At 46.2% G+C, this 21,731-nt stretch carries 22 protein-coding genes and 1 tRNA gene; 13 read left to right on the plus strand and 10 right to left on the minus strand.

Annotation, left to right across the window (positions count from 1 at the left end; translation table 11 throughout):
* Positions 1-35 precede the first annotated feature (35 nt).
* Positions 36-1,697 carry a hypothetical protein gene (locus tag F6Q11_RS00695; RefSeq protein WP_297025790.1) on the plus strand — a complete coding sequence of 554 codons (1,662 nt, stop codon included), beginning with the start codon at positions 36-38 and terminating at the stop codon, positions 1,695-1,697.
* 19 nt (positions 1,698-1,716) lie between these two features.
* Here F6Q11_RS00695 and fsa read toward each other — a convergent pair whose 3' ends face one another.
* The 4 genes from fsa to F6Q11_RS00715 all read right to left on the minus strand — a co-directional run bounded on the left by fsa (position 1,717) and on the right by F6Q11_RS00715 (position 5,094).
* The gene (fsa, locus tag F6Q11_RS00700) at positions 1,717-2,388 is read right to left on the minus strand and encodes a fructose-6-phosphate aldolase (RefSeq protein ID WP_297025791.1); all 672 of its coding nucleotides are present in this window, start codon (positions 2,386-2,388) and stop codon (positions 1,717-1,719) included.
* On the minus strand, positions 2,372-3,322 hold the full coding sequence (locus tag F6Q11_RS00705) for a transketolase family protein (protein ID WP_297025792.1): 951 nt from the start codon (positions 3,320-3,322) through the stop codon (positions 2,372-2,374). Before F6Q11_RS00705 ends, fsa begins: the two co-directional genes overlap by 17 nt.
* Positions 3,319-4,140, minus strand: coding sequence for a transketolase (locus F6Q11_RS00710; RefSeq protein WP_297025793.1), 822 nt, complete (start codon positions 4,138-4,140; stop codon positions 3,319-3,321). Before F6Q11_RS00710 ends, F6Q11_RS00705 begins: the two co-directional genes overlap by 4 nt.
* Before the next feature lie 84 nt (positions 4,141-4,224).
* Positions 4,225-5,094 carry a dihydrodipicolinate synthase family protein gene (locus F6Q11_RS00715; RefSeq protein ID WP_297025794.1) on the minus strand — a complete coding sequence of 290 codons (870 nt, stop codon included), beginning with the start codon at positions 5,092-5,094 and terminating at the stop codon, positions 4,225-4,227.
* A 246-nt stretch (positions 5,095-5,340) separates the two neighbouring features.
* On the opposite strand from F6Q11_RS00715, the gene F6Q11_RS00720 reads away from it, so the two are divergent.
* On the plus strand, positions 5,341-6,936 hold the full coding sequence (locus F6Q11_RS00720) for an APC family permease (RefSeq protein ID WP_297025795.1): 1,596 nt from the start codon (positions 5,341-5,343) through the stop codon (positions 6,934-6,936).
* A 46-nt stretch (positions 6,937-6,982) separates the two neighbouring features.
* Here F6Q11_RS00720 and F6Q11_RS00725 read toward each other — a convergent pair whose 3' ends face one another.
* Positions 6,983-7,579, minus strand: a complete 597-nt coding sequence (locus F6Q11_RS00725; protein ID WP_297025796.1) for an aspartate kinase — start codon at positions 7,577-7,579, stop codon at positions 6,983-6,985.
* 302 nt (positions 7,580-7,881) lie between these two features.
* Here F6Q11_RS00725 and F6Q11_RS00730 point away from each other — a divergent pair, with 302 nt between their 5' ends.
* Both F6Q11_RS00730 and F6Q11_RS00735 read left to right on the plus strand, forming a co-directional pair.
* Entirely contained in the window at positions 7,882-8,700 is an 819-nt protein-coding gene (locus F6Q11_RS00730) for an NAD(+) kinase (protein ID WP_297025797.1), read from the plus strand.
* On the plus strand, positions 8,687-9,049 hold the full coding sequence (locus F6Q11_RS00735) for a Mov34/MPN/PAD-1 family protein (protein ID WP_297025798.1): 363 nt from the start codon (positions 8,687-8,689) through the stop codon (positions 9,047-9,049). The genes F6Q11_RS00730 and F6Q11_RS00735 overlap by 14 nt, the downstream gene beginning before the upstream one ends.
* Positions 9,050-9,294: 245 nt before the next feature.
* On the opposite strand, the gene F6Q11_RS00740 is transcribed toward F6Q11_RS00735, so the two are convergent.
* A tRNA-Leu gene (locus F6Q11_RS00740) sits at positions 9,295-9,379 on the minus strand.
* Between the two features lie 282 nt (positions 9,380-9,661).
* On the opposite strand from F6Q11_RS00740, the gene F6Q11_RS00745 reads away from it, so the two are divergent.
* From F6Q11_RS00745 to F6Q11_RS00770, 6 genes are all read left to right on the plus strand, one after another.
* Positions 9,662-10,027, plus strand: coding sequence for a hypothetical protein (locus tag F6Q11_RS00745; protein ID WP_297025799.1), 366 nt, complete (start codon positions 9,662-9,664; stop codon positions 10,025-10,027).
* Positions 10,028-10,050: 23 nt separating this feature from the next.
* On the plus strand, positions 10,051-10,605 hold the full coding sequence (locus F6Q11_RS00750; protein ID WP_297025829.1) for a histidine phosphatase family protein: 555 nt from the start codon (positions 10,051-10,053) through the stop codon (positions 10,603-10,605).
* Positions 10,606-10,868: 263 nt separating this feature from the next.
* Entirely contained in the window at positions 10,869-11,432 is a 564-nt protein-coding gene (locus F6Q11_RS00755; protein WP_297025800.1) for a 2-oxoacid:acceptor oxidoreductase family protein, read from the plus strand.
* Between the two features lie 5 nt (positions 11,433-11,437).
* Positions 11,438-11,728 (plus strand): 4Fe-4S binding protein, encoded by a 291-nt coding sequence (locus tag F6Q11_RS00760; RefSeq protein ID WP_297025801.1) that lies wholly within the window; start codon positions 11,438-11,440, stop codon positions 11,726-11,728.
* Positions 11,725-12,903: a pyruvate ferredoxin oxidoreductase gene (gene porA / locus F6Q11_RS00765; protein WP_297025802.1), complete on the plus strand. Its 1,179-nt coding sequence runs from the start codon at positions 11,725-11,727 to the stop codon at positions 12,901-12,903. Before F6Q11_RS00760 ends, porA begins: the two co-directional genes overlap by 4 nt.
* On the plus strand, positions 12,904-13,806 hold the full coding sequence (locus F6Q11_RS00770) for a 3-methyl-2-oxobutanoate dehydrogenase subunit beta (RefSeq protein ID WP_297025803.1): 903 nt from the start codon (positions 12,904-12,906) through the stop codon (positions 13,804-13,806).
* Positions 13,807-13,823: 17 nt separating this feature from the next.
* Here the strand turns inward: F6Q11_RS00770 and F6Q11_RS00775 are convergent, their stop codons facing one another.
* Entirely contained in the window at positions 13,824-14,381 is a 558-nt protein-coding gene (locus F6Q11_RS00775) for a class I SAM-dependent methyltransferase (protein WP_297025804.1), read from the minus strand.
* Between the two features lie 411 nt (positions 14,382-14,792).
* On the opposite strand from F6Q11_RS00775, the gene F6Q11_RS00780 reads away from it, so the two are divergent.
* Positions 14,793-15,908, plus strand: a complete 1,116-nt coding sequence (locus F6Q11_RS00780) for a TIGR04053 family radical SAM/SPASM domain-containing protein (RefSeq protein WP_297025805.1) — start codon at positions 14,793-14,795, stop codon at positions 15,906-15,908.
* A gap of 9 nt (positions 15,909-15,917) precedes the next feature.
* Here F6Q11_RS00780 and F6Q11_RS00785 read toward each other — a convergent pair whose 3' ends face one another.
* The 3 genes from F6Q11_RS00785 to F6Q11_RS00795 are packed head-to-tail and all read right to left on the minus strand — an operon-like array spanning position 15,918 to position 18,315.
* The gene (locus F6Q11_RS00785) at positions 15,918-16,355 is read right to left on the minus strand and encodes an SRPBCC domain-containing protein (protein WP_297025806.1); all 438 of its coding nucleotides are present in this window, start codon (positions 16,353-16,355) and stop codon (positions 15,918-15,920) included.
* Positions 16,352-17,611 (minus strand): FAD-dependent oxidoreductase, encoded by a 1,260-nt coding sequence (locus F6Q11_RS00790; RefSeq protein WP_297025807.1) that lies wholly within the window; start codon positions 17,609-17,611, stop codon positions 16,352-16,354. The genes F6Q11_RS00785 and F6Q11_RS00790 overlap by 4 nt, the downstream gene beginning before the upstream one ends.
* Before the next feature lie 5 nt (positions 17,612-17,616).
* Entirely contained in the window at positions 17,617-18,315 is a 699-nt protein-coding gene (locus tag F6Q11_RS00795; protein WP_297025808.1) for a glycerophosphodiester phosphodiesterase, read from the minus strand.
* A 226-nt stretch (positions 18,316-18,541) separates the two neighbouring features.
* On the opposite strand from F6Q11_RS00795, the gene F6Q11_RS00800 reads away from it, so the two are divergent.
* Positions 18,542-19,966: an APC family permease gene (locus F6Q11_RS00800; protein ID WP_297025809.1), complete on the plus strand. Its 1,425-nt coding sequence runs from the start codon at positions 18,542-18,544 to the stop codon at positions 19,964-19,966.
* Positions 19,967-20,392: 426 nt separating this feature from the next.
* The gene (locus F6Q11_RS00805) at positions 20,393-21,703 is read left to right on the plus strand and encodes a Glu/Leu/Phe/Val dehydrogenase (protein WP_297025810.1); all 1,311 of its coding nucleotides are present in this window, start codon (positions 20,393-20,395) and stop codon (positions 21,701-21,703) included.
* Positions 21,704-21,731: the final 28 nt, after the last annotated feature.

Consider the following 21,731-nt stretch of genomic DNA (forward strand, 5'->3'; position numbering starts at 1 on the left):
ATAAACATTATATATACATATTTTAATGCACGACTATGAACATAAAGATAATAGTGATATCCGTGGCGATTTTTTCTGTCATGGGTTTCGCTCTGACCAGCATGGCTGCCACCAGTCCGACACCGACTGAGGTGACCGCTGGTAATTATACAATAAATATATTCAACAACAGTGTCATAAAAAATATAAGCTTCAACGGAACTTCCATAGTGAACTATGGAAAGGTATCCGGTAAGAATCTGTCAAGCCAATCAGGCATGATTGGCAACATGAACCAGTTCAGCGGTGTGTACAACCTCAGCTACATGAACACCGAGGACGGCAGCGGGCTACTGATGGCAACATATGGATCGACGGCAAGCATACAGCTGAATTTCACGGCGACTCCGAAGCCTCTGCCCATAGGTCATACGGATGATATGTCAAACTATGTTAATCTTTACTATGTTGACATTTCGGGATACAACTTTACCATAGCCTCAACAGTCGCTGCGACTGTTGCCGGAAGCAACTACACGTTTTCAGTTCCTTCGTCCTCATTCGTCAAGTATGTGATCGTTGCGATAGTGAGCAATAGCGCCATGAATAACATGTTCGATCATTTTGAGCATGAGATAAACGGATACAGATTCTCTTACGACAGTTCGACTGGTCTCGTAAATGGGAGATTCCTGAATTTCACATTCTACAGCTCAAATCAGACAATATCGAATTACTTCGATAAGCTCTCCAACATGACCATCTTCAAGAACATAACTGCAAAAGCAACAGGTAATCAGAATTTCCAGTTTTACACAGGTATGTATGTTGGAAACATATTCTACGATTCATCGGCCTATTACAGCCTGATGGTTCATGACAACCCGGCACTTCAGTCAACATTCATGCTTATAAATGGAACCATACACTTCAATGTTTCCAAGAACATGACCATAACACAGAAGAACTTCACATTCAACGACAGGTTTGATTACAGCGGAGAATTCGACAATCTATCCATGGACATGCAGCAGAGTGTCTACGGTGGCGGATCATTCGTGTTCCTCAGTGCTCCGCACTTCTACGGAATGATGACCTTCGCAGGGGCCAGGAACGTAATGGTCAACGGGACGGAGATAACGGCCAATACGAATGGTACCATGGTCGTTTCGTTTGTCTCTCCACCGGGCCTGTCCAATGGCGTGAAGCATTTTGCTCCCATGGCCTACGCTCTTGAGCACGGTAAGCTTGGTCTGCAGGTGGCCATAGAGAAGGTAAATTCAACGCTCAACAACATGACGCTTGATCTGAACACCTCCATAAGCGCCGTGATAAAGAGTGCCAGCTCGAGCGGCGTCGTGATAAATATTAATTCATCCGAATCCAGCGGTACAGTGATAGCGGTGTATGTGGCAAGCAACGTCATGAATGCATCGAAGCTTGTGGTTAAATTTGATGGGTCCGCGGCCGTACAGGTTTCTGCGTCTGCTCTGGTAAACGAGACCTCAACGACGACAGCATACTACAACGTGACGGCTGATGGCAATGGATCGCTCGTTATGATATACATACCGCACTTCTCGGACCATACCATAGAGATCGAACCATACGTCGCTACTTCGACGCCCGTATCTATGTATTATTACATAGCGGTAATAGTGGTGATTGTTGCCATAATAGCTGCAGTCGGATACGTAATGGTAAGAAGAAAACAATAATAAATTAATTTTTTATTTATTATAAAATAAATTTACCATCAGGAGAAACTTTTTTCCAATCTTCAAGGAATTTTGCTAGGCCTTCATCCGTTTTAGGATGCTTCATGAGCGATTTGAGGACAGCAAAGGGTACGGTCACCACGTCCGCACCTATCACGGCTGAACGCAGCACATGAACAGGGTTCCTGATGGATGCCACAAGTATCTGCGTCTTTATTATGTAGTTGTTGAATATCGTCCTGATCATATCTATTATCTGCATACCATCCTCTCCGATGTCATCAAGCCTCCCTACGAATGGAGAAACGTATGTAGCACCAGCCTTTGCTGCCAGAAGGGCCTGAATGGGATTAAACACAAGGGTACAGTTCGTGTTGATGTGTTCAGAACTCAACGTCTTTATGGCCCTGAGGCCATCCTCCGTCATCGGTATCTTGACCACAGCATTGTCGCCAAGGCCGTGTATTTTTCTTGCCTCCTCAACCATGCCCTCATACTTTGTGGAGACGACCTCTACGCTCACGGGGCCATCCACTGTCTTCAGTATCTCCCTTATTATGTCTCCGTATTTCTTTCCGTTGACGGCCTCCTTGGATATGAGCGTTGGATTAGTCGTTACGCCATCCACAATGCCCCAGTTTATTCCAGTGCGTATCTCCTCTATATTTGCTGTGTCAAGGAATATTTTCATAGTTCTTCTCCTCCAAGCAGGTCATAGCTTCGTTTATTATATCTTTAACATCCATGTGGAAGTATGAGAATAGCTCCCAGGCCTTTCCGGACTTACCGAATGTATCGCGCATACCTATACGCCTCACCGGTACCGGATAGTATTCCGAGGTCACCTCCGCAACACGGCTTCCAAGACCGTTATAGATGGAATGTTCCTCAGCCGTTATTATGTGACCTGTTTCCCGGGCAGCCTTTATTATGGCGTCCCTGTCTATGGGCTTTATCGAGGACATATTGATTACCCTGGCGTCGATGCCCTGTTTCTTAAGGGCCTCAGCAGCTTCGAGGGACTTCGATACCATAACTCCATCGGCCACTATGGTGATGTCATTACCATCCCTCATTGTCTTCGATCTGCCCATCCTGAATTCGTAGTCTTCATCGTTTATAACCGGGAACTTCTCCCTGCTGAGCCTTACATAGTGTGGTTTATCCACGCCTGCGAGATAGTCTATTACGCTTCTCGTTTCTACTGAATCCGCAGGCACTATGACGTTCATATTTGGAAGGCCGGCCATTATCCCGACGTCTTCAACGATCTGGTGCGTCGCCCCGTCCTCACCCACGGTTATTCCTCCATGGGTTACCACAAATCTGACAGGTGCATTGTTGTAGCACACGGACTGTCTGATCTGTTCGTAGGTTCTGGTGAGGAATATAGCAAACGTGGACACGAATGGCTTCTTTCCTGAGAGAGCAAGACCAGCTGCGGCAGTGACCATGGACTGTTCAGATATGCCCATGTTGAAGAACCTGTCAGGGAAGGCGTTTGCGAAGTATCCAGTCTTCGTCGAAGAGGACAGGTCGGCATCAAGGACGACAATGTTCCTGTCTACGGATCCGAGCTTCACCAGTTCCTTACCGTAAACATCCCTGAGACTCTCTGTCTTCATATCTCCTCACCCAGCTGTTTCATCGCTCTCCTGTAGAGATCCTCTGATTCTGGCGGACTGCCATGATATTTTGGATTGTTCTCCATGAAATCAACGCCCTTTCCCTTGACAGTGTTGGCTATGATGAACGTCGGCCTATCCGACCTCTTCGATCTTTCTATTGCATTTTCTATCTCGCTGAAGCTGTGACCATCGATCTCCATGACGTTCCATCCGAAGCTCTCGACCATCGCATGGATATCGTGCAGCGGCATTATGTCCCTTGTGTAGCCATCAAGCTGGATGCCGTTCCTGTCCAGTATGGCAACGAGGTTCTTCAGATTGTACTTGTAGCCGGCCATCAGGGATTCCCAGACGTTGCCTTCCTCCATCTCACCGTCTCCGAGGATGACGAAGACCCGGTAGTCTAGTCCGTCGATCTTGGATGCCAGAGCCATCCCGACACCCACGCCAAGACCCTGGCCCAGGGATCCTGTTGATACCTCCACACCAGGTATCTCCCTGGAAACATGGCCCTCGAGGTGCGAATCTATCTTCCTGAATCCAGCAAGATCGGAAACTGGGAAGAACCCGCGAAGAGCAAGAGTTGCGTAAAGGGCGGGAGATGCATGCCCCTTGCTCAGAATAAGGCGATCTCTCTTTGGATCCTGTGGATTCTTTGGATCAATGTTCATCTCCCTGAAATACAGGACCGTCAGAATATCTGCAATGCTCAAGGAACCACCAGGATGGCCACTCTGAGCATTATAGACCATCCTCACTATTTCCCTCCTGATCCGGAGGGCGATCTCGCTCAAGTCGACCTGATAGGTTTCCATTTTATTTACGGGAGATCATATCAAACAAATATATAAGCAAGTATTAACCTCATCAGTAACAACGGCAGGACTTGGGATTTTACGTCAGCGGGTGGGATATTTTCCGTACCGCCGCAGTATGGCGTTGATCTCTGTTCGCAGCTTTTCTTCTGATTCCAGATCCAGTGCATAAAATGGCGGTCTGGGATCGCCTGCATCGTATCCACGGAGTATCCTCACGAGACTATAGTTTGATGCCCATTGACCGTAGCGTGAAGCTGCATCGATGATCTCATCGATGATGATCTGGTTTGTCCGGCCATATCTGGCGGTATCATCAAGGATCTGAACGAACATCTCTGTGGCATAATTTCCTGCTGCAGCAACTGCACCATCCAGTCCGTTTAGTGCTGCATATAGTACGTAGTTGCTTGGTCCGGAAAAGACGAGAAAGTCATCTAGAACGTATTTGTACCTCAGCATATGGTCGATGTCGTTCACCGTATCCTTGACGCCCACAATGTTTCCGCCACGCTTACGGATCTTTTTAGCAATGTCAGCGTTCACGTCATAGCCTGTGAATTTTGGATAGTTGTATATGAACGTATCCATGATACCGGATATCTCAGTATAATAGCGTACGATCCATTCTTCAGGTATGCCTCCGAAGTAGTATGGTGGAATGGCGGCTGCTGCATAGAAGCCCATTGCCCTTGCGATCTTGGCAAGTTCTATGCTCTCCTCCAGATTGAGTGATCCAACCTGGAATATGACCCTGTCCGGTATATCGGAACAGTATTCCGCTAGCTTCTTCCTCTCCTGAAATGAAAGAGTAGGCCCCATACCGTTGGTGCCGGCAATAAAAATCATGTCTATTCCGTCCTCCAGAAGCCTGCGACAGTGATCCTTGAACTTATCTCCATCTATTTCTTTACCCTTGAAGGGGGTCAACACCGGTACGACCTTGAATGGCATGTATGAATATCGAAATATGATGTATTAAAGTGTCTTTCACGCCTGATCCAAATATTTTTATATAAGAATGTAATAAGATTAATTACACATTTTTACACAAAAGTAAAAATGAACCTGTTTCCACCCCTGGGGTGAAATTCCCTAGGGAAATGATTGTTGTGTTTTCTCAATATTATTGTGCTGAATTATTAATCAGATATATTTGATAAATTTTAAATATATATTTGATTATGATCATTGGATAGAATGGAAAACAAGGATGGTGAAGTAAAACTAAATAAAGCTCTGACCTTCCCACAGATGCTGGTGATAGGCCTCATCGCTGCGGTTGGTACCGGAGCACTGTTTGCTCCTGTTGCAATGGTAAGCGTTGCCGGTCCGTCTGCTGTGCTGGGTTGGATAATCGGAGCGATCATGTATGCATTTGTATCGCTGACGTTCGTTGAACTGTCGAAGACATATCCAGAGGCCGGTGGCCCTTCTAGGTATTCTCTGTACACGCATGGACGTTTCACGAATGCACTCAATGCCTTTGCGAGCCTGATCTGGTACATATTCATACCACCAATAGAAGCACTTGCAACGGTGGAAGGGCTTCAGTATCTTTATCCACACTTCATATCCAGCAGTGGCGCTCCCACGCTACTCGGTGCAGGTCTAGGCGTGGTCATATTACTTCTCTTTCTACCTCTTAACTATTTCGGTGTTAGGGCATTCGGTCGTTCATCCTTCTTTATCGGTGTGATAAAGCTCGTCGTCTATCTGCTTGCGGCCTTTGGAATGGCCATCGTTTTCTTCAAGTTCCAGAATTTCTACGCCTACAGGGGTGGTTTCGTTCCATACGGCTTCTCCGGCATACTCTTCGCTATACCATACGCCATGTTTGCCTTTGGAGGCATCAGGGTTGTGCCTGACTATTCCGAGGAGACCACGGAAACTAAAAAGAAGAGGTTTCTCGGCAGGACAATAGTATACACTGTGTTGGGTCAATCGCTCATATACGTTCTCTTCTCAATAGTCTTCATAGGCGGGATCAAGTGGTCAGCCGTAGGCGGAGGAATTTCGCCGGGATCATGGGGTGTATTGAACAGCGTCATAAATGAGAATCCATTTGTGTATCTCGCCAGCACTTTCCATTCATATCCTGTACTGATAATAGTGCTGATAGTCTCCATACTTGGTCCGTTCGTCACAGGATACGTATACGTTGGTGGTGGCGCCAGAGTCCTGTTGGCCACTGCCAGATCCAAGATAATGTCATCGTCCATGAAAAAGTTAAGCGAGACCTATGCTGTTCCGTACTGGGCCATAATAGCCTTCGTGATAGTCGGAGCTGTAGTTGCGTTCATATCTGCGCCTGTTCCAGGAATTTACGCTCTTCTGACGGATGCGGTAGTTGCGGGATACCTTGGGTTTGTCGTTGCCCCAGTATCGATGATCGTGAGCAGGCGCCAGTCCATAACGAAGCCTGCGGACATGATCCCGGGTGGAACTGCAATAGCGGTGGTAGCCTTCGTGAGTTCATCTCTCATAGCCTTCTGGAGCGGATGGCCCTCAGTACCCTACGCGCTTCTCATATTGACCATAACCATGATCGTGTTCGGCCTCGTATTCAGGATAAAGGAACATTTCGTGAATTCCATATGGTACATACTCTTCATGCTCTTCATACTGGTTATGTCGTATATAGGAGGCGACGGTGCCCTTACAATGATCTCCTTTGTCGATTCGACTATAATCGTTGTTATTGTCTCTGCGCTCGTATTCTTCCCATGGGGGATAATATCCGGACTGAAGACTGCTTATGTGCCAGAAGGACAGGTTTTACCAGAACTTGATTGAAAATGCAGGGTTAAAAAACCATATCATTTTCAAATATAATTTTTGATCAATCAACAAGATTAACTGGGCTGCTCTCTTTGTCGCTAGACTTGTAAAGGAGCCTATTGAGGGCGTCTGCTGCTTTTCCAGCTGATTCCGAATCGACTATTATCCATATCTCCTTGCTGAGCCTGTATATATTCCTGACTGAAACTCCATTTATCTCAAGAAATTCAGTTATGAGCAGTGTTATGCCAGCCGTTGTGCATGATCCAGGTGGCAGGAGTATTTTTGCAATGACAAGAGAGTTTCCATCCGTCGTCTTTATTATGCCGGAGTATCCATTGCTTTCCTTTATCACAAGTATTGCATCGTCAGGAATATCGCTTCTATTCTCTGTGGTGATCTCCTTATAGTTGTATTCTAGGGTTAGTATGGATTGCTTCAGAATCAGCAAAACGTCCTTTGGTTTTGCCTTAATTTCTATGTTTGTTAACGCCTTCACTATTGTGTTTATCTTCACCTTCTTTCCGGTCAAAAAATCAACCTGACTCTTTATCTCCCTTGCAAGTTTAGTGTAGTTGACAAGGCCAGTGTTAAGAAGCAAAGTATATATATTATTGCTATTTATTATTCCCTTAACTGCATCTGACGCCTTGGTCATATAACTATATATGATTGTAAAAGATAAAGTTTTCTAAAAGGTGAATTTATTCCAATTCATTCACGAAAATGATTGAAATTCTAGAAATTTAACCTATTGATGAGGAAGATGAATATCAAATGATGTTGCAGGCAGCCGAGGGCATCAGTCCACAGTTCATCCACCTTATTGATCTAAAATGGATGATGATGCCATTGTAAATTCAGCAGCCTGACCGAATTGATTAAGTTTATGGTTCACATTATCCACCTGTTCAGAGGGCGAATGCCTGATCAGTATTCATCACCCTGAAGGGATCACCTATGAAAATTGCATTTGTCATAAGAAAGGACTGCGACAGGTGTGCCAGAATAGCCGAGAGTATTATTGATCTGTTGCCGAAGGACTGGGATATAATCTATGACCATGAGTCCGCGAAATATCTAAATGGCAGCGGCGTTGATATTTCAGAGATATCAGCCGATGTCATTATAACCATAGGTGGCGATGGTACTGTGCTTCGTACGCTGCAGATGGCAAAGGGCCCGGTTCTCGGTATAAATATGGGTGGTCTCGGATTTCTGACAGAACTGGAGGTGGATGAGGTAGGATCCGCTGTATTCAAACTCCTGAAGGGGCAGTACCGTGTCAGCGAGAGCATGAAATTGAAGGTTGAGATAAATGGGGATAGGGTTGAAGACTGCACCAACGAGGCCGTTGTCCACACTGAGAGAATAGCCAGGATAAGGCAGTTCAAGATATACATAGATGGGCATTTCCTGAGCACCATGAAGTCAGACGGCATAATAGTGGCAACGCCCATCGGATCCTCTTCCTACTCCTCATCGGCTGGTGGTCCGCTGCTTCTGCCTACTCTGAAGGGGATGGTTATATCATATTTGGCACCATATTCTTCAAGATTGAAGCCCGTCGTCGTACCATCTGATTCCACAGTCGAGATCAGGATAGCAGGCAGGGATCAGGAATGCATACTGATATTGGATGGTCAGCGCGAATACCGCGTGAAAAGCGGAGATATCGTCAGGATATCAAGGTCGGAAAACAATGCCAGATTCATATCCTTCAGGGAGTCCATATACGATCGCATAAGGGATAAGGTAATCAAGCATGTGGTTAATTAAGAAGAACGTCCTGCAGATGGTGATGGAGGCCTCAAAGGACTCCTATCCAAGGGAGTTCGGAGCGTTGTTGAGGGCAGAAGGCAATATCATATATGAAATAGCGCTCGTGCCAGGCACGATACAGAGCGAAAGGTACACGCTCTTCTATATGTACAACAAGCCCATTGATTTCTCAATAGTTGGATCGGTGCATTCCCATCCATCTGGTGTCACTCTGCCTTCTGATGAGGATCTTCACATGTTCTCTATGACTGGCAGCGTTCATATAATTGTTGGTTATCCGTTCAACCTGGAAAATTACAGCGCATACGATAGGTCTGGTAACAGGATACAGGTCGATATACTGTGATCTCTCCTGCGTTCAAGGCTATAGATCTGATTCGCTCAAATAGGAATACAATTGAAGAAATTAAGTTGATAAAAGTAAGGCTGGTGCAGTCCAAATCTACGCCTGTGGACATCGCTATTTTGGCTTGTCTGGATGTCCGGAAAGGCAGAAGTCCCTTCGCTGAGATGTAGCTTCGATACTCTAGCTGAGGAGGATCTCACAATGAAGTCGATCATCATGGAAGGAAATTTCTGAGTTATGATGCATGCGGAGGGAGGGATTTGAACCCTCGAACCCCTTCGGGAATGGACCCTAAATCCATCGCCTTTGACCAGTCTCGACAACCTCCGCTTTTCAGCAGGTAATACGCTTTGGGCAATCATGGGATCAAATATAAAAGTTAGCCATCTGTTCTGCTCTGGCCTAACGAGGAATTAGCCTTCAGCGCCTTTAGTGTTCTATTGGTATGATAATATGATGAAAATTAAAAACAGTCGCTGTGCATTCTTCATAATGGGATTGAGGTTTTCTGATATCCCGCAGGCAGGGCCAGGATCCTGTTGATCCGCATCGATCCCAATCAACAAGCTGACCGGATAGTTCACTTTTTTAATGTGTCTGCTATACTTAAATATGGATAGTTTGGACGCGTATCTGGATTATGTTTCGGGTATCTGGTCAAAAATAGACAAAAAATTTCATGATCAGGATATTTCAACAAAGATAGCGATACTGCAGCTTGTAGCAAGGCCTTATTATTACTGGATACAGGAGAATCCCGTGCAGGAGAAATCCACATTGGAAGAAGCGCAACCAAGAAAACAGGACGCCATAAAAGAAATAACCTCCAAATACGGAGACGCTCTTCTGGTCGATAATGATACAGTCAGGATCGTCAAGAGGCTTAACACCGATGAATTCAACAGACTCAAGGAGGAACTAAGACAGATAGGTTTCCTATATGATGCTCAGCTCAGAGGCTTCAAGAAGAAGCAGTGATAAGGATGACTTACGTATATCTAATGAGGCATGCTAGAACTGTAATGAACATACAGGGAAGATGGCAGGGAATAAACGACAGCGAAATTCCAGAGGAAAGCCTCGGGCATTTTAAAGAACGGCTTATGTTCTTTAAAGACATGAAGATAACGAAGATATACTCAAGCTGTCTCGTTCGTTCCATAAGATCAGCCACCATCGCCGCATCGATCCTTGGAATTGATCATGTGGAGGCTGTAAGGGGCTTCAACGAGCGTGATCTTGGTCTCATGGATGGGAAAACGAACGATGAAATATTTGAGAAATTTGGAATAAATGATATTTTCATCGCATCAAGGGCAATCGAGATCATACCCATGGTGGAGCCATGGCCAGAATTCGTTAAAAGAGTTATGGCTACGCTTGATGAGTTCAGGGAGAAGGACGGATCCCTAGTGATCACGCATGGAGGCGTAATGAGAGCTATATACAATACGCTAACAGGTAGCAATGAGCGAAAGGTCATATTCGATAATGGCTACATATTAGAACTGGAATTTTCCGGTTCCTGGAAGATATCAAACATAATTGGCCCCTGACTTCAATCTATTTTAAAATAAGCAAATTGATAAATGATATTGTATTCGAATATTTAAACAAAACGAAGGGCTAATTTGGAACTATTTCAAATTTTGCATGGAATTTATTAGTCTATCCATAATAAAGCGAAATTTTAAGCTTCGGTTATTACTCAAAAATTAAATCAATTTTTCAGATGTTCTATAAATAAATAATTTATGAAAAGTATAGATATAACCAGGAATAATTAAATATTCTAATGAGAAATCTCCAATTGATAGAAATGCATGAGATTAGGTTCCATGGAAGAGGGGGCCAGGGCGCTGTAACTGCCAGTAGGATACTGGCAGCCGCGGCCTTTGCCGAGGGTAAATATGTGGTCTCCTTCCCATTCTTCGGAACGGAGAGGAGGGGAGCGCCTGTAACCGCTTTCACCAGGATAGACGATTCGGAGATCTATCTGAAGAGCCAGATATACAACCCTGATATCGTTGTTGTTCTTGACACCTATGTGCTTAGGACCTCCAACGTTACCGATGGTCTGAAGGAGAACGGAACTGTGATAATAAACTCTCCCAGAGATCCGTCAGATTTCAACCTAGATGCCAACGTAGCAACGGTGGATGCTGTTGCCATTGCTGTCAAGCACGGGCTTGGAAGCAGGGCGAATCCTGTTATCAATACATCGATGCTCGGTGCGTTCGCCAAAGTGACCGGCATAGTTTCTCTTGAGAGTGTGCTGGAGGCAACGAAACAAAACGTTCCTGGGAAGGTGAAGGAGAATATGGATGCTGTGAGAGAGGCCTACGATTCTGTGAAGATGCTTAAGAGGATGGAGGTAAGGTGATAGGTATGGTTCTTGTTCCGGTTTCTACGGTTTCCACAAGAAACCATCCAACAGACAGCTGGCGCATACAGAGACCGACGATACAGTATGACAAGTGTATAAGATGCATGATATGCTGGAAATACTGCCCGGATAACGCCATAAACATAGAAAATGGTGATGAAAGGGCTCCAAACGATAGGGTAGCCAAGATGGAGTACCCTGTGATCGATTACAATTTCTGCAAGGGCTGCGGAATTTGTGCCAATGAATGCCCAGAGAAATGCATAGATATGGAGTTTGAGGTGATAGAATGAAGTCGGTTTCTGAATTTAGGACGATAATGACCGGTAATGATGCAGTGGCCTATGGAGCGAAGCTTGCCCGTGTAAAATTCATATCCGCATACCCAATAACGCCGCAGACCACGATCGTCGAAAAGCTTGCCTCCATGATCGCCAACGACGAGCTCGACGCGAAGTATGTTGAGGTCGAAAGCGAGCACAGTGCACTTGCAGCGGTGTTTGCATCAGAACTCACGGGGGTGAGATCATACACGGCGACAAGTTCGCATGGTCTCCTGTACATGCATGAAATGCTGCACTGGGTTGCCGGTCAACGCCTGCCGATCGTAATGAGTGTTGTCAACAGGGCGATTGGCCCGCCATGGAATATATGGGCTGATCAGAGCGATACCATAAACCAGAGGGATACTGGCTGGATGCAGGTCTACAGCGAATCAAACCAGGAGGCAATGGACACCATAATCATGGGCTATAAGATCGCGGAAAACGCAGATGTGATGCTTCCTCTGATGTCCATGGAGGATGCGTTCATACTGTCTCATACCTCGGAACCAGTTTCAATGAGGAACCAGGACCTTATCAACGAATATCTTCCGGATCTCGATCTTAAGTTCAGGATAGACCCTGAAAACCCAATGGGCTATGGATCCTACGATACGCCAGATGGTTCGTTCATGGAGCTCAAGAAGGATATGGTAGACTCAATGGGTAAGGCCAGGAAGGTAATAATGCAGGAGACCGAAAAATTCAACGAGATATTCGAAACCAACTATGGTGGGTTGGTGGAGAGATACAGAATGGATGATGCAGACTATGCAATCATAGCTATGGGTACGGTTGCATCAACAGCAAGATTCGTTGTCGATAAGCTGAGGGGGAAGGGAATGAACGTAGGCCTCATACGCATAAGGTACTTCAGGCCGTTCCCATACGATGAGATCCTGGCGGATCTGAAGAACGTGAAATCGGCAGGCATCATAGACAGATCGGTGAGCTTCGGCTACGCAGGTGCAACTTATTCTGAAGTCGTATCTGGTCTTTATGGCCGGATAAATATACCGGTCTCTAGCTTCATCACCGGAATTGGAGGAAGGGACGTACGCAGTGAAGACATCGAGAACATTGCGGAGACCATAAGGAAGGGATCGAATGGGACTTACTGGATCAACGTGAAGAGGGTGATCTGAATGCCGACATCGATACCGAAGCAGGAACTCATGGCCCCAGGCCATACGGCATGCCATGGATGCGGTGCCACTTTGGCCATGAGGTACGTGCTGAAGGCGCTTGGAGAGAAGACAGTTGTCTCGGTGCCAGCATCCTGCTGGGCAGTTATCCCGGGTGCCATGCCTTTCAGGACGCTGGATGTACCGATGGTTTACACACCATTCGCAGCAACAGGTGCGAGCATTTCAGGCCTCAGAGAAGGGCTCGACATACAGGGGAAGACCGATTATAACGTCGTTGGTTTCGCAGGAGACGGTGGTACAGCAGATATAGGCCTGCAGGGTCTCAGCGGTGCCATGGAGCGTGGCCATAACGTATTCTACATAATGTACGATAACGAAGGCTATATGAATACCGGCGTGCAGAGGTCTGGAAGCACGCCCTATGGAGCGAGGACCACCACCACACCAGTTGGAAAGGAGAGGGATTTCAAGAAGGAGAACAAGAAGATCGTGGCGGACATGATGATAGCCCAGAATGTTCCATACGTCGCTACGGCAACCGTTGCATACCCAGAGGATCTCATAAAGAAGATTGAACACGCGAAGGCAGTCAATGGCCCGAAGTTCATACAGATACTGGCACCATGCCCAACTGGATGGTACTATCCTCCGGAGAAGACCATAGAGATCTCAAGGCTTGCTGTTCAGTCCAGAATGTTCCCGCTATATGAGTTCGTAGAGGGGAGGTTCTATCTTAACAAGAGCTTCAAGCCCGTAGATGTTTCAGAGTATGTCAAGGCACAGGACAGGTTCAAACATCTCAACGAAGATGAGATCGAAAACCTGAGAAGATACGTGGAAGAGAGGTGGAACCAGCTGCTGGAATGGGAGAAGCTCTATTCCAGCCCAATAAAAGCATGATTTTTAAAAAAATACTTTCAATTTTTTCTAAAAAGAAGACCATAATGATGCTCTCCGGCTTCTATTTCATTCATTATCTCGAAATTATGGGATGATATGAGCAGCAGAGCATCCTTTCTATCGATCCTGATATCAACCGGAGGGCCGTGTGTTGTCTCATCCTTCTTCCAGTCAATATCCACAAGATAGCCCCCGTCCCTGAGTATCCGATATATCTCGTTCAGAACCGCATCCTTATCGTCAAAGTCATGAAACGCGTTTGCTATGAATACCAGGTCGACTGTGCCATCCGGTATGGGTATCTTCTCAGCCCTTGCCTTTATTGGTATTATATTGGAGTGGCCATCTATCCGCTGCTTTAGTATCTCTATCATCTCATCGGAGGCATCCACGGCATATACCTTTCCATCAGTTCTGCCAGCCAGCGGCAGAGTGAAGAATCCTGGTCCACTTCCGAGATCAACTATATCAGACCCTGGGCTGATTGGAAGCTGATCAACTATCTTATCCGGATCCTGCCATTCCTTCCTGTACATCGATATCATGAATTCAGCATGGTTCTTTCCAAAGTGCAACTGTACACCTGAATTCTCATTCCAAAACAGTATAAATAACTTATCTATGATATGTTTTCGCTTCCAGTCGAAATGATGCAAGGGATCAGAAATAGATTATAAGGAATGTTAGGGTTTGAGTGAAGCAGTGAAAATCTCCTCGGACATGAGATACACAGATTTCCCTCAATGGAAATATTCATAAAGTATGTATCTACATTTTCTTGTATCCTCCACGAAAACCAAATGGTGTGATACCTAAGTAGGATCGGTGCGATCCGAATCTACGCCTGTGGACATCGCTATTTTGGCTCGTCTGGATGTCCAGAAAGGCAGAAGTCCCTTCGCTGAAATGAAGCTCCTAAACTTAACTGCGGAGTAGCTCACGGTATAACGGATCACGGTTATAAACGAAGTATCGATACGGAGACAATGATGAGTTACGATTTCAATAGCAAGCCGCTCCTTATTTTCTGGGAAACAACCAAGGCATGCGGTTTGAAGTGCGAGCATTGCCGTGCTTCTGCCATCCTTGAAGCTCTGCCAGGAGAGATGGATTATGATGAATCCATAAACTTCCTTTCGCATATAAGGGAATTCGGAAAACCCTATCCCATAGTCATTCTGACCGGTGGCGATATGCTGAGGAAGAACAGAATATGGGATATAATGAGCTATCTTGGGTCACAGGAGATACCCTTCTCAGTTAGCCCAGCCGTTACCGATCTCCTTACACATGAGGTGATAATGAAGTTCAGGAAGTTCGGCGTATCCTCCGTTTCCATAAGCCTAGACGGCATGAAGGAGGTGCATGAAAGGGTTCGCGGAATAGCAGGGGTTTATGAAGCGACCGTGAGGGCCATAGAGGATCTCGTCAATGCCGGGATCTCTATGCAGATCAACACGGTTGTCATGCGGAGCACGGTTGGCGATCTCCCGCAGGTTCTGAAGCTCATAATCGATAAGGGTGTGAAGGTATGGGAGGTCTTCTTCCTGATCAAGACTGGAAGAGGTATTGACCGCGAGGATCTTACGCCGGAGGAATACGAAGATGTGAACAGATTCCTTCTATTCGCAACGGGTTATGGGATAAGGATAAGGACGGTTGAGAGCCCAATATATAGGAGGATAACCATGCAGTATTCCAGGGGAGATCGCATAACAGGCGGCCCACTGTTTGAGGAACTGAAGGCAAGGGCCGTGGAAATGCTTGGGAATCCGCCGAAGGAATATGCAAAGTCTGTTATACCAACGAGAGATGGCTTTGGGATAATATTTGTTGGGCATGATGGCGAGGTGTACCCCAGCGGATTTCTGCCTTACAGCGTTGGAAACGTTAAGAACCAGAGCATCGTCGATATTTACAGAAACAGCGACCTGCTGAACAGGATCAGGAATCCGGATAATCTGCACGGAAAATGTGGTCTGTGCGAATACAGAAATGTCTGTGGTGGGTCAAGGGCCAGGGCGTATGCCTACACAGGCGATCCGTTCGGCACGGATCCAAGCTGCGTATACATACCATCGACCACAGGAGGCACTGCCTGAAGATACGGATCAAGAGGAGAGAAGTGATGAGAGGCACTTCACGGATCTATCTATGTTTTCCTGTGTAACCTCCCTTATCTTCTCCTCGCCCATCATCTTGATGAGTATCCCGTAGTTCACATCTATACTCCAGTGAAGTTCCCCCTCGCGTATGGCTATGCTTAGGTCGAATGATATCGATGATCCGGCTATTCTGCCCTTCCCCTGGACATGCACATTCGAACTATCTGAATCTAGGTAAGAGAATGTTAGTTTTCCGGATATCTTGTTCAGATACGACGATCCCATGGAAGACACGTCCAGCCTGACCCTGCAGCTGTACTCACCGTCTTTCCTCTCAAAGGAACTGACTCCGGGCAGGCAGGGACCAAGTTTTTCAGGATCATGCAGTATCTGAAGGGCGGTCTCATCAGTCAAGCCTATCCTTAAAGATCCAGAGTATATCATTTGCCACCACCTATGATCGATGAGATTGCGTATGCTTCGGCTATTCCAGCGTATTCTTCGTCTATTGTGCCTCTCCGACCGATGGATCTTGCGATGATCGGATCTGAAGAATAACGTTTTTCAAAAGCCTGAACGGTCTCTTCAAGGTCGGGATCCTTCAGGTCGGATACCGTACCAAAGTGGCGCATGACCCTCTGCGCCACCTCCTCGCCCACAAGCCGTCCGGTGGTGAATTTACCACCGACCACGCTAAGGAGGGTATCATTCAGGCCCTCCTCGCTCAGTATCCTGAAGCTCCTGCTGGCAGATCTTGCATCCTCGGATTCCTCCTCTATGAGCGGCCGGACTGAATAGTAGAAGCGTTTCACTGGCATTTTTCTGATTGCGGGTACAAGATCAGCCATATCATCGATCATCATCTCAATGTCCTCGGCCTCTGGGCTGAAGCTGTCCGGATCTTCCACCACGACAGCGGATGTTCCAAGGATCGAGTTGTTCCAGTATGGCAGAAGTATGTCTGCATCCGATGGTTCGCGCATCCTGTTTATTATCGATGTAGATACGCGGCCTTCAAGCACCACCATGACTCCGGCAGAGGGCATGACCGGCGTCTGCCTGAGACCGGATCTCTCCAGTATCTTTCCGGAGAATGGACCTGTTGCGTTCACTACCACGTCAAACTTTTCCTTGTATATCTTTCCGTGTCTCTCGTACTCAAGCCCAGCTACTGATCCATCACTCAGATCTATCTTCTTCACCTCGGAAAATGTCTTTATATCTGCTCCAAGCAAATGTGCGGAAGCGGCTACAGAGACCACGAACTCATAGGATCTTATGACCTTATCAGGAACCCTCATAGCTCTCCTAGCCATGCTCAGCTGAGGGTTCTCCCTGATAAATTCCTCAATGGGTACCTCCGTTATGTCTATGCCAACCTTTCTGCAGGCATCATACAGCTTATCTCCGAAGTCAGATTCATCATCATTAGCAGCGAGGAAAAAACCGCCGGTATCCTCAACATATCTGCTCGCCATGCCGCTGATCCTCCTGTTCTCTGTTATGCATTCACCGGCGGATACAGCATCATTTGTGGCGTAGCGGGCACCGCTGTGGAGCATGCCATGGAACCTTCCTGAAGTTCCGGAATCTATGTCGCCCCTATCAAATACCGTTACATCGTATCCAGAATATGCAAGATAATAAGCTGCAAAAACCCCATTTATACCAGCCCCAATAACAGCTATCTTTTCCGACATCGATATCACTCCATCAGGGACATGAGTCTGTCACCAGTATTTGTTATTACGCCTCTGCATCCAAGCTTCTTCAGATGAACCGCGGTTGAGTAGCTATCCACAGTCCATGGGATGACCGGCCTGATCTTTATTTTTTCGAAAACACCATCCACTATTGCATAGTATGGAAGTGCGACGTCATTCTTCACCGCCTCATCCGAATCATCAGGCGATTCAAAGTCAAGACCGGTCATGACACCGATGTAATGATCGCGTAAATGCTGCATGGCGGATTTGTCAAATGAAATTAGGACTACATTGTCTGTCATCCCCTCATCGATGATCATCCTCGCGACATCGTCTGTTAGTTTTCTCTCCCTTTCCCCGAATTTCTCTATCTTTATCTCTATGAAGAAATTGTATTTTCTAAAAGCTGAGATCACTTCCGAGAACCGTGGAATAGAGGATCCTGACATGAGCTTTATCCTTGATAGTTCATCCCATTTCAGTTCGCTGATCTTCGATCCATTACCCGTTAGTCTCTTGAGATCGAAGTCATGGAAAACCACAGGAACGCCATCTGCTGTTGGCTGGACATCAAGCTCTACGGCTGGAATTCCTGCGTTGAAGGCCGTCTTGAAAGAATCCATTGTGTTTTCGAGGCAAACAGAAGGAAGGCCTCTGTGGCCCACAACGATGAACTTATACTTATCAAGAAAATGCATGGCTTGTAATGGATCCGTTGCTTAAATTTATGCGTCTGTATAGGGAATGAATTTATTTTTGGAACAGGATTGGAAACACAATTGATCTTCAAGCTATGGTCTTCTTAGCAATTTATCTTGATCTCATATCTATTAATTTATTTCATGAAACTTCTACTTATACTATTACATTTTACGATATACATCAATAGAAATAATTATATATCATTAGATCGTAGATTATATGATGACGGATACAACTTCGGTTCAAACCCTGAAGAAAAATGCAGCCGGATTCCCCTCGCTGCTAGGTCAATCCGTTGCCATGATCGCACCACTTGGAGCGGTCGCAGCTACCTTAACCGGAGCTGCTGAATTTGCGGTTGGTTCACTTCCTCTGGCATACATAATATCGATTTTTGGCGTACTCGTCTGGATCAATACGCCGTATCAATTTTCCAAAAAGATCAACGGTACAGGCGGCTTCTACACCTTCAATGCGGTTGGAGTTTCCCCCACGTATGGTCTGATCATCGGATATATGATGTGGTTTTCCTACTTTAACGTGATTACAAACGCTATATTGTTCACTTCAGGAGTCTTCATACCGGGTACAGTATCATATTTTCTGCACGTTAATATCGGAACCTATACGTGGATTCCCATAATGACTGTCTTCATAGCGCTCATAACCTATATCGCCTACATCGGGATAAGGCCGTCTCTGGCATACAGTTTCACCGCATCTGTGATCGAAATCCTGCTTCTCATCATTTCTTCCATAATAATCATCATTAAGGCAGGGCCTGCTAATTCAGCATTACCGTTCACGCCGATACCTGCGCATGGCTGGTCACCGATCTTTGTGGGAATGGTCCTGGCTATTTTCTCCATGTCAGGTTCATCCGCCGTTGTAACGCTTGGAGAGGAGGCCCAGCAGCCGAGAAAGAACATCAAGAGGGCGCTTCTTATAAGCTTTTTGATAACAGGGGTGGTCTTTGTTCTGACATCATATGCCCTCACGATCGGTTGGGGCATCAGCAACATGTCGACCTTCTTTCAATCAAGTGTCCCAGGTCTCATAGTTAGTGACAAATACATCGGTCTGCCATTCACCATAGTTCTGTTTGCATTTATCATTAACAGCCTTTTCGCTGGATCTCTGGCCCCGCTGAACACCAGCTCGAGGATGATCTTTTCAATGAGCAGAGATGGGCTTGGGCCCCGATTCCTCTCAAAGGTCCATCCCAAATACAAGACACCCTACACCTCAATACTATTCGTTGCGGGCCTATCCTACGCTATATCACTTCTCGCAGGGATATTCTTGACGCCTGCCATAGGATTCCTCTATCTGATCTCTGCCTCATCTGCAGCCTTGTTCATAGGGCATATACTAAGTAATGTGGGCGTTGGTGTCGCCTATAAGAAGATGAAGGAATTCAATGCATTGCTGCACGGATTCGCACCAGCCGTCGCAACGGTGATACTGGCTATTGCCATATATTACAGCTTTGTTCCTCCTGCATATCCTGTCGATTACTCAATAATCACGGCGGCTATATTCGTCATAGCCACAACCATAGGTGTTTTCATATACAGGAGAAACCATCCAGAACGCGTAAATAACGCCGGGAAAACTGACATTGAAGTGCAGAGCACAATCAAATGAGCTATTCCTCCGCTGAAGCTTCGGATCTTAATTTTTTGTTGAAGGCTCTGCCTTTATAGGTATGTACAGTTAAGAAGAATGATCACCAAAGGCATCGATTCGTCAGCAGCCCTGGATTAGAAAGATATGCTGGCACAGAATGGGAATTTTAAAGTTGGATGAAACATGTGTATCACATGTCTGAACGAGAGATTTACGGCTTTCCCGAGCACATAATTTTTCTTTTAAATAGAAACGCCTTATAAATTATTTCTGTCAAGCTTTGACATATAATTTCATTCAATTTAAAATATGATATATTAAATCCTCAACGACAGTGACATTCTGTACATCGTAAATATTTCACATTGTGTGATAGATACATTCAGATAAAATTAAATTATATAATCGCAATTATGGTGTGTCCTTAGGGACATGGTGACTTGAATGTCAGGAAAAGCTGATCCAATTGAGATCGCGAAGGAAGCAAAGCCTTCGCAGGTAACCAACGAAGTGGAAGAGGATCCGTTTGAGATCGCGCTAAAACAGCTGAGAAAGGCTGCAAAGGTTTTGAATTTGGATGAGCAGGCCCTGGAGATACTCAGTTCGCCGCAGAAGATACTGCAGGTGAGCCTACCCGTCAAGATGGATGACGGCAAGGTGAAGGTCTTCACCGGTTTCAGGGTCAGGCACAACATTGCTAGGGGTCCGGCAAAGGGAGGCATAAGGTTCCACCCGCAGGAGACCCTTTCTACGGTTAAGGCTCTGTCCATGTGGATGACCTGGAAATGCGCCATAGCGGACATACCCTATGGAGGAGCCAAGGGAGGCATAATCTGTGATCCGTCGACGATGAGTCCCGGCGAGTTGGAGAGGCTCAGCAGGGCTTACATAAGGGCAATAGCGGACTTCATAGGACCAGAAGTTGATGTGCCAGCCCCGGATGTGAACACAAACCCACAGATAATGGCATGGATGCTTGATGAATATGAAAACATAGTGAGGCACAATGCGCCTAACGTTATAACGGGCAAGCCCCTGGAGATTGGCGGATCTCTGGGAAGGTTTGACTCAACCGGCAAGGGAGGTATGTTCGTTCTCCGTGAGGGGGCCAAGAAGATCGGTCTGGATCTCTCGAAGGCACGCGTGGCCGTTCAGGGATTCGGAAATGTCGGCCAGTTCGCAGTCAAATTTGTAGAAGAGATGTTTGGGGCCAAGGTTGTAGCCGTTTCAGATATAAAGGGTGGAATATACAACGAGAACGGCTTCAAGTACGATGAACTTGTCGCATGGAGCAAGAAGATCGGAAGCGTTGTCGGATTCCCAGGTTCGAAGCCGATAACCAACGAGGAACTTCTCGAATCTGATGTTGACGTGCTGATACCTGCAGCGATCGAAGAGCAGATAACTGCGAAGAACGCAGACAGGATAAAGGCAAAGATAATACTAGAGCTTGCAAACGGTCCGACGACTCCTGAAGCGGATGAGATACTTTACAAGAAGGGCAAACTTGTCCTTCCGGACGTACTCTCCAATTCAGGTGGAGTCATCGTATCGTACTTTGAATGGGTTCAGAACAACTACGGTGAGTACTGGAGCACCGAAGAGGTGTACCAGAAACTGGATGCCAAGATCACAAAGGCCGCAAGGCAGGTTCTGGATACCATGGATAAATACCATGTTGATCCGAGAACCGCTGCCTATGTGATCGCGGTTAAGAAAGTCGCTGACGCAATGAAGGTAAGGGGCTGGTACTGAAACCCCTTCCTGTTCTAATTTTTCAAAA

The organism is Thermoplasma sp. (assembly GCF_008709555.1).
Classification (GTDB): Archaea; Thermoplasmatota; Thermoplasmata; order Thermoplasmatales; family Thermoplasmataceae; genus Thermoplasma.

Excerpts from the sequence above, each read along its gene's own strand:
- F6Q11_RS00695 (WP_297025790.1), top strand. The coding sequence starts at position 36 with ATGAACATAAAGATAATAGTGATATCCGTGGCGATTTTTTCTGTCATG.
- fsa (WP_297025791.1), bottom strand. The coding sequence starts at position 2,388 with ATGAAAATATTCCTTGACACAGCAAATATAGAGGAGATACGCACTGGA.
- F6Q11_RS00705 (WP_297025792.1), bottom strand. The coding sequence starts at position 3,322 with ATGAAGACAGAGAGTCTCAGGGATGTTTACGGTAAGGAACTGGTGAAG.
- F6Q11_RS00710 (WP_297025793.1), bottom strand. The coding sequence starts at position 4,140 with ATGGAAACCTATCAGGTCGACTTGAGCGAGATCGCCCTCCGGATCAGG.
- F6Q11_RS00715 (WP_297025794.1), bottom strand. The coding sequence starts at position 5,094 with ATGCCATTCAAGGTCGTACCGGTGTTGACCCCCTTCAAGGGTAAAGAA.
- F6Q11_RS00720 (WP_297025795.1), top strand. The coding sequence starts at position 5,341 with ATGGAAAACAAGGATGGTGAAGTAAAACTAAATAAAGCTCTGACCTTC.
- F6Q11_RS00725 (WP_297025796.1), bottom strand. The coding sequence starts at position 7,579 with ATGACCAAGGCGTCAGATGCAGTTAAGGGAATAATAAATAGCAATAAT.
- F6Q11_RS00730 (WP_297025797.1), top strand. The coding sequence starts at position 7,882 with ATGAAAATTGCATTTGTCATAAGAAAGGACTGCGACAGGTGTGCCAGA.
- F6Q11_RS00735 (WP_297025798.1), top strand. The coding sequence starts at position 8,687 with ATGTGGTTAATTAAGAAGAACGTCCTGCAGATGGTGATGGAGGCCTCA.
- F6Q11_RS00745 (WP_297025799.1), top strand. The coding sequence starts at position 9,662 with ATGGATAGTTTGGACGCGTATCTGGATTATGTTTCGGGTATCTGGTCA.
- F6Q11_RS00750 (WP_297025829.1), top strand. The coding sequence starts at position 10,051 with ATGAGGCATGCTAGAACTGTAATGAACATACAGGGAAGATGGCAGGGA.
- F6Q11_RS00755 (WP_297025800.1), top strand. The coding sequence starts at position 10,869 with ATGCATGAGATTAGGTTCCATGGAAGAGGGGGCCAGGGCGCTGTAACT.
- F6Q11_RS00760 (WP_297025801.1), top strand. The coding sequence starts at position 11,438 with ATGGTTCTTGTTCCGGTTTCTACGGTTTCCACAAGAAACCATCCAACA.
- porA (WP_297025802.1), top strand. The coding sequence starts at position 11,725 with ATGAAGTCGGTTTCTGAATTTAGGACGATAATGACCGGTAATGATGCA.
- F6Q11_RS00770 (WP_297025803.1), top strand. The coding sequence starts at position 12,904 with ATGCCGACATCGATACCGAAGCAGGAACTCATGGCCCCAGGCCATACG.
- F6Q11_RS00780 (WP_297025805.1), top strand. The coding sequence starts at position 14,793 with ATGATGAGTTACGATTTCAATAGCAAGCCGCTCCTTATTTTCTGGGAA.
- F6Q11_RS00785 (WP_297025806.1), bottom strand. The coding sequence starts at position 16,355 with ATGATATACTCTGGATCTTTAAGGATAGGCTTGACTGATGAGACCGCC.
- F6Q11_RS00790 (WP_297025807.1), bottom strand. The coding sequence starts at position 17,611 with ATGTCGGAAAAGATAGCTGTTATTGGGGCTGGTATAAATGGGGTTTTT.
- F6Q11_RS00795 (WP_297025808.1), bottom strand. The coding sequence starts at position 18,315 with ATGCATTTTCTTGATAAGTATAAGTTCATCGTTGTGGGCCACAGAGGC.
- F6Q11_RS00800 (WP_297025809.1), top strand. The coding sequence starts at position 18,542 with ATGACGGATACAACTTCGGTTCAAACCCTGAAGAAAAATGCAGCCGGA.
- F6Q11_RS00805 (WP_297025810.1), top strand. The coding sequence starts at position 20,393 with ATGTCAGGAAAAGCTGATCCAATTGAGATCGCGAAGGAAGCAAAGCCT.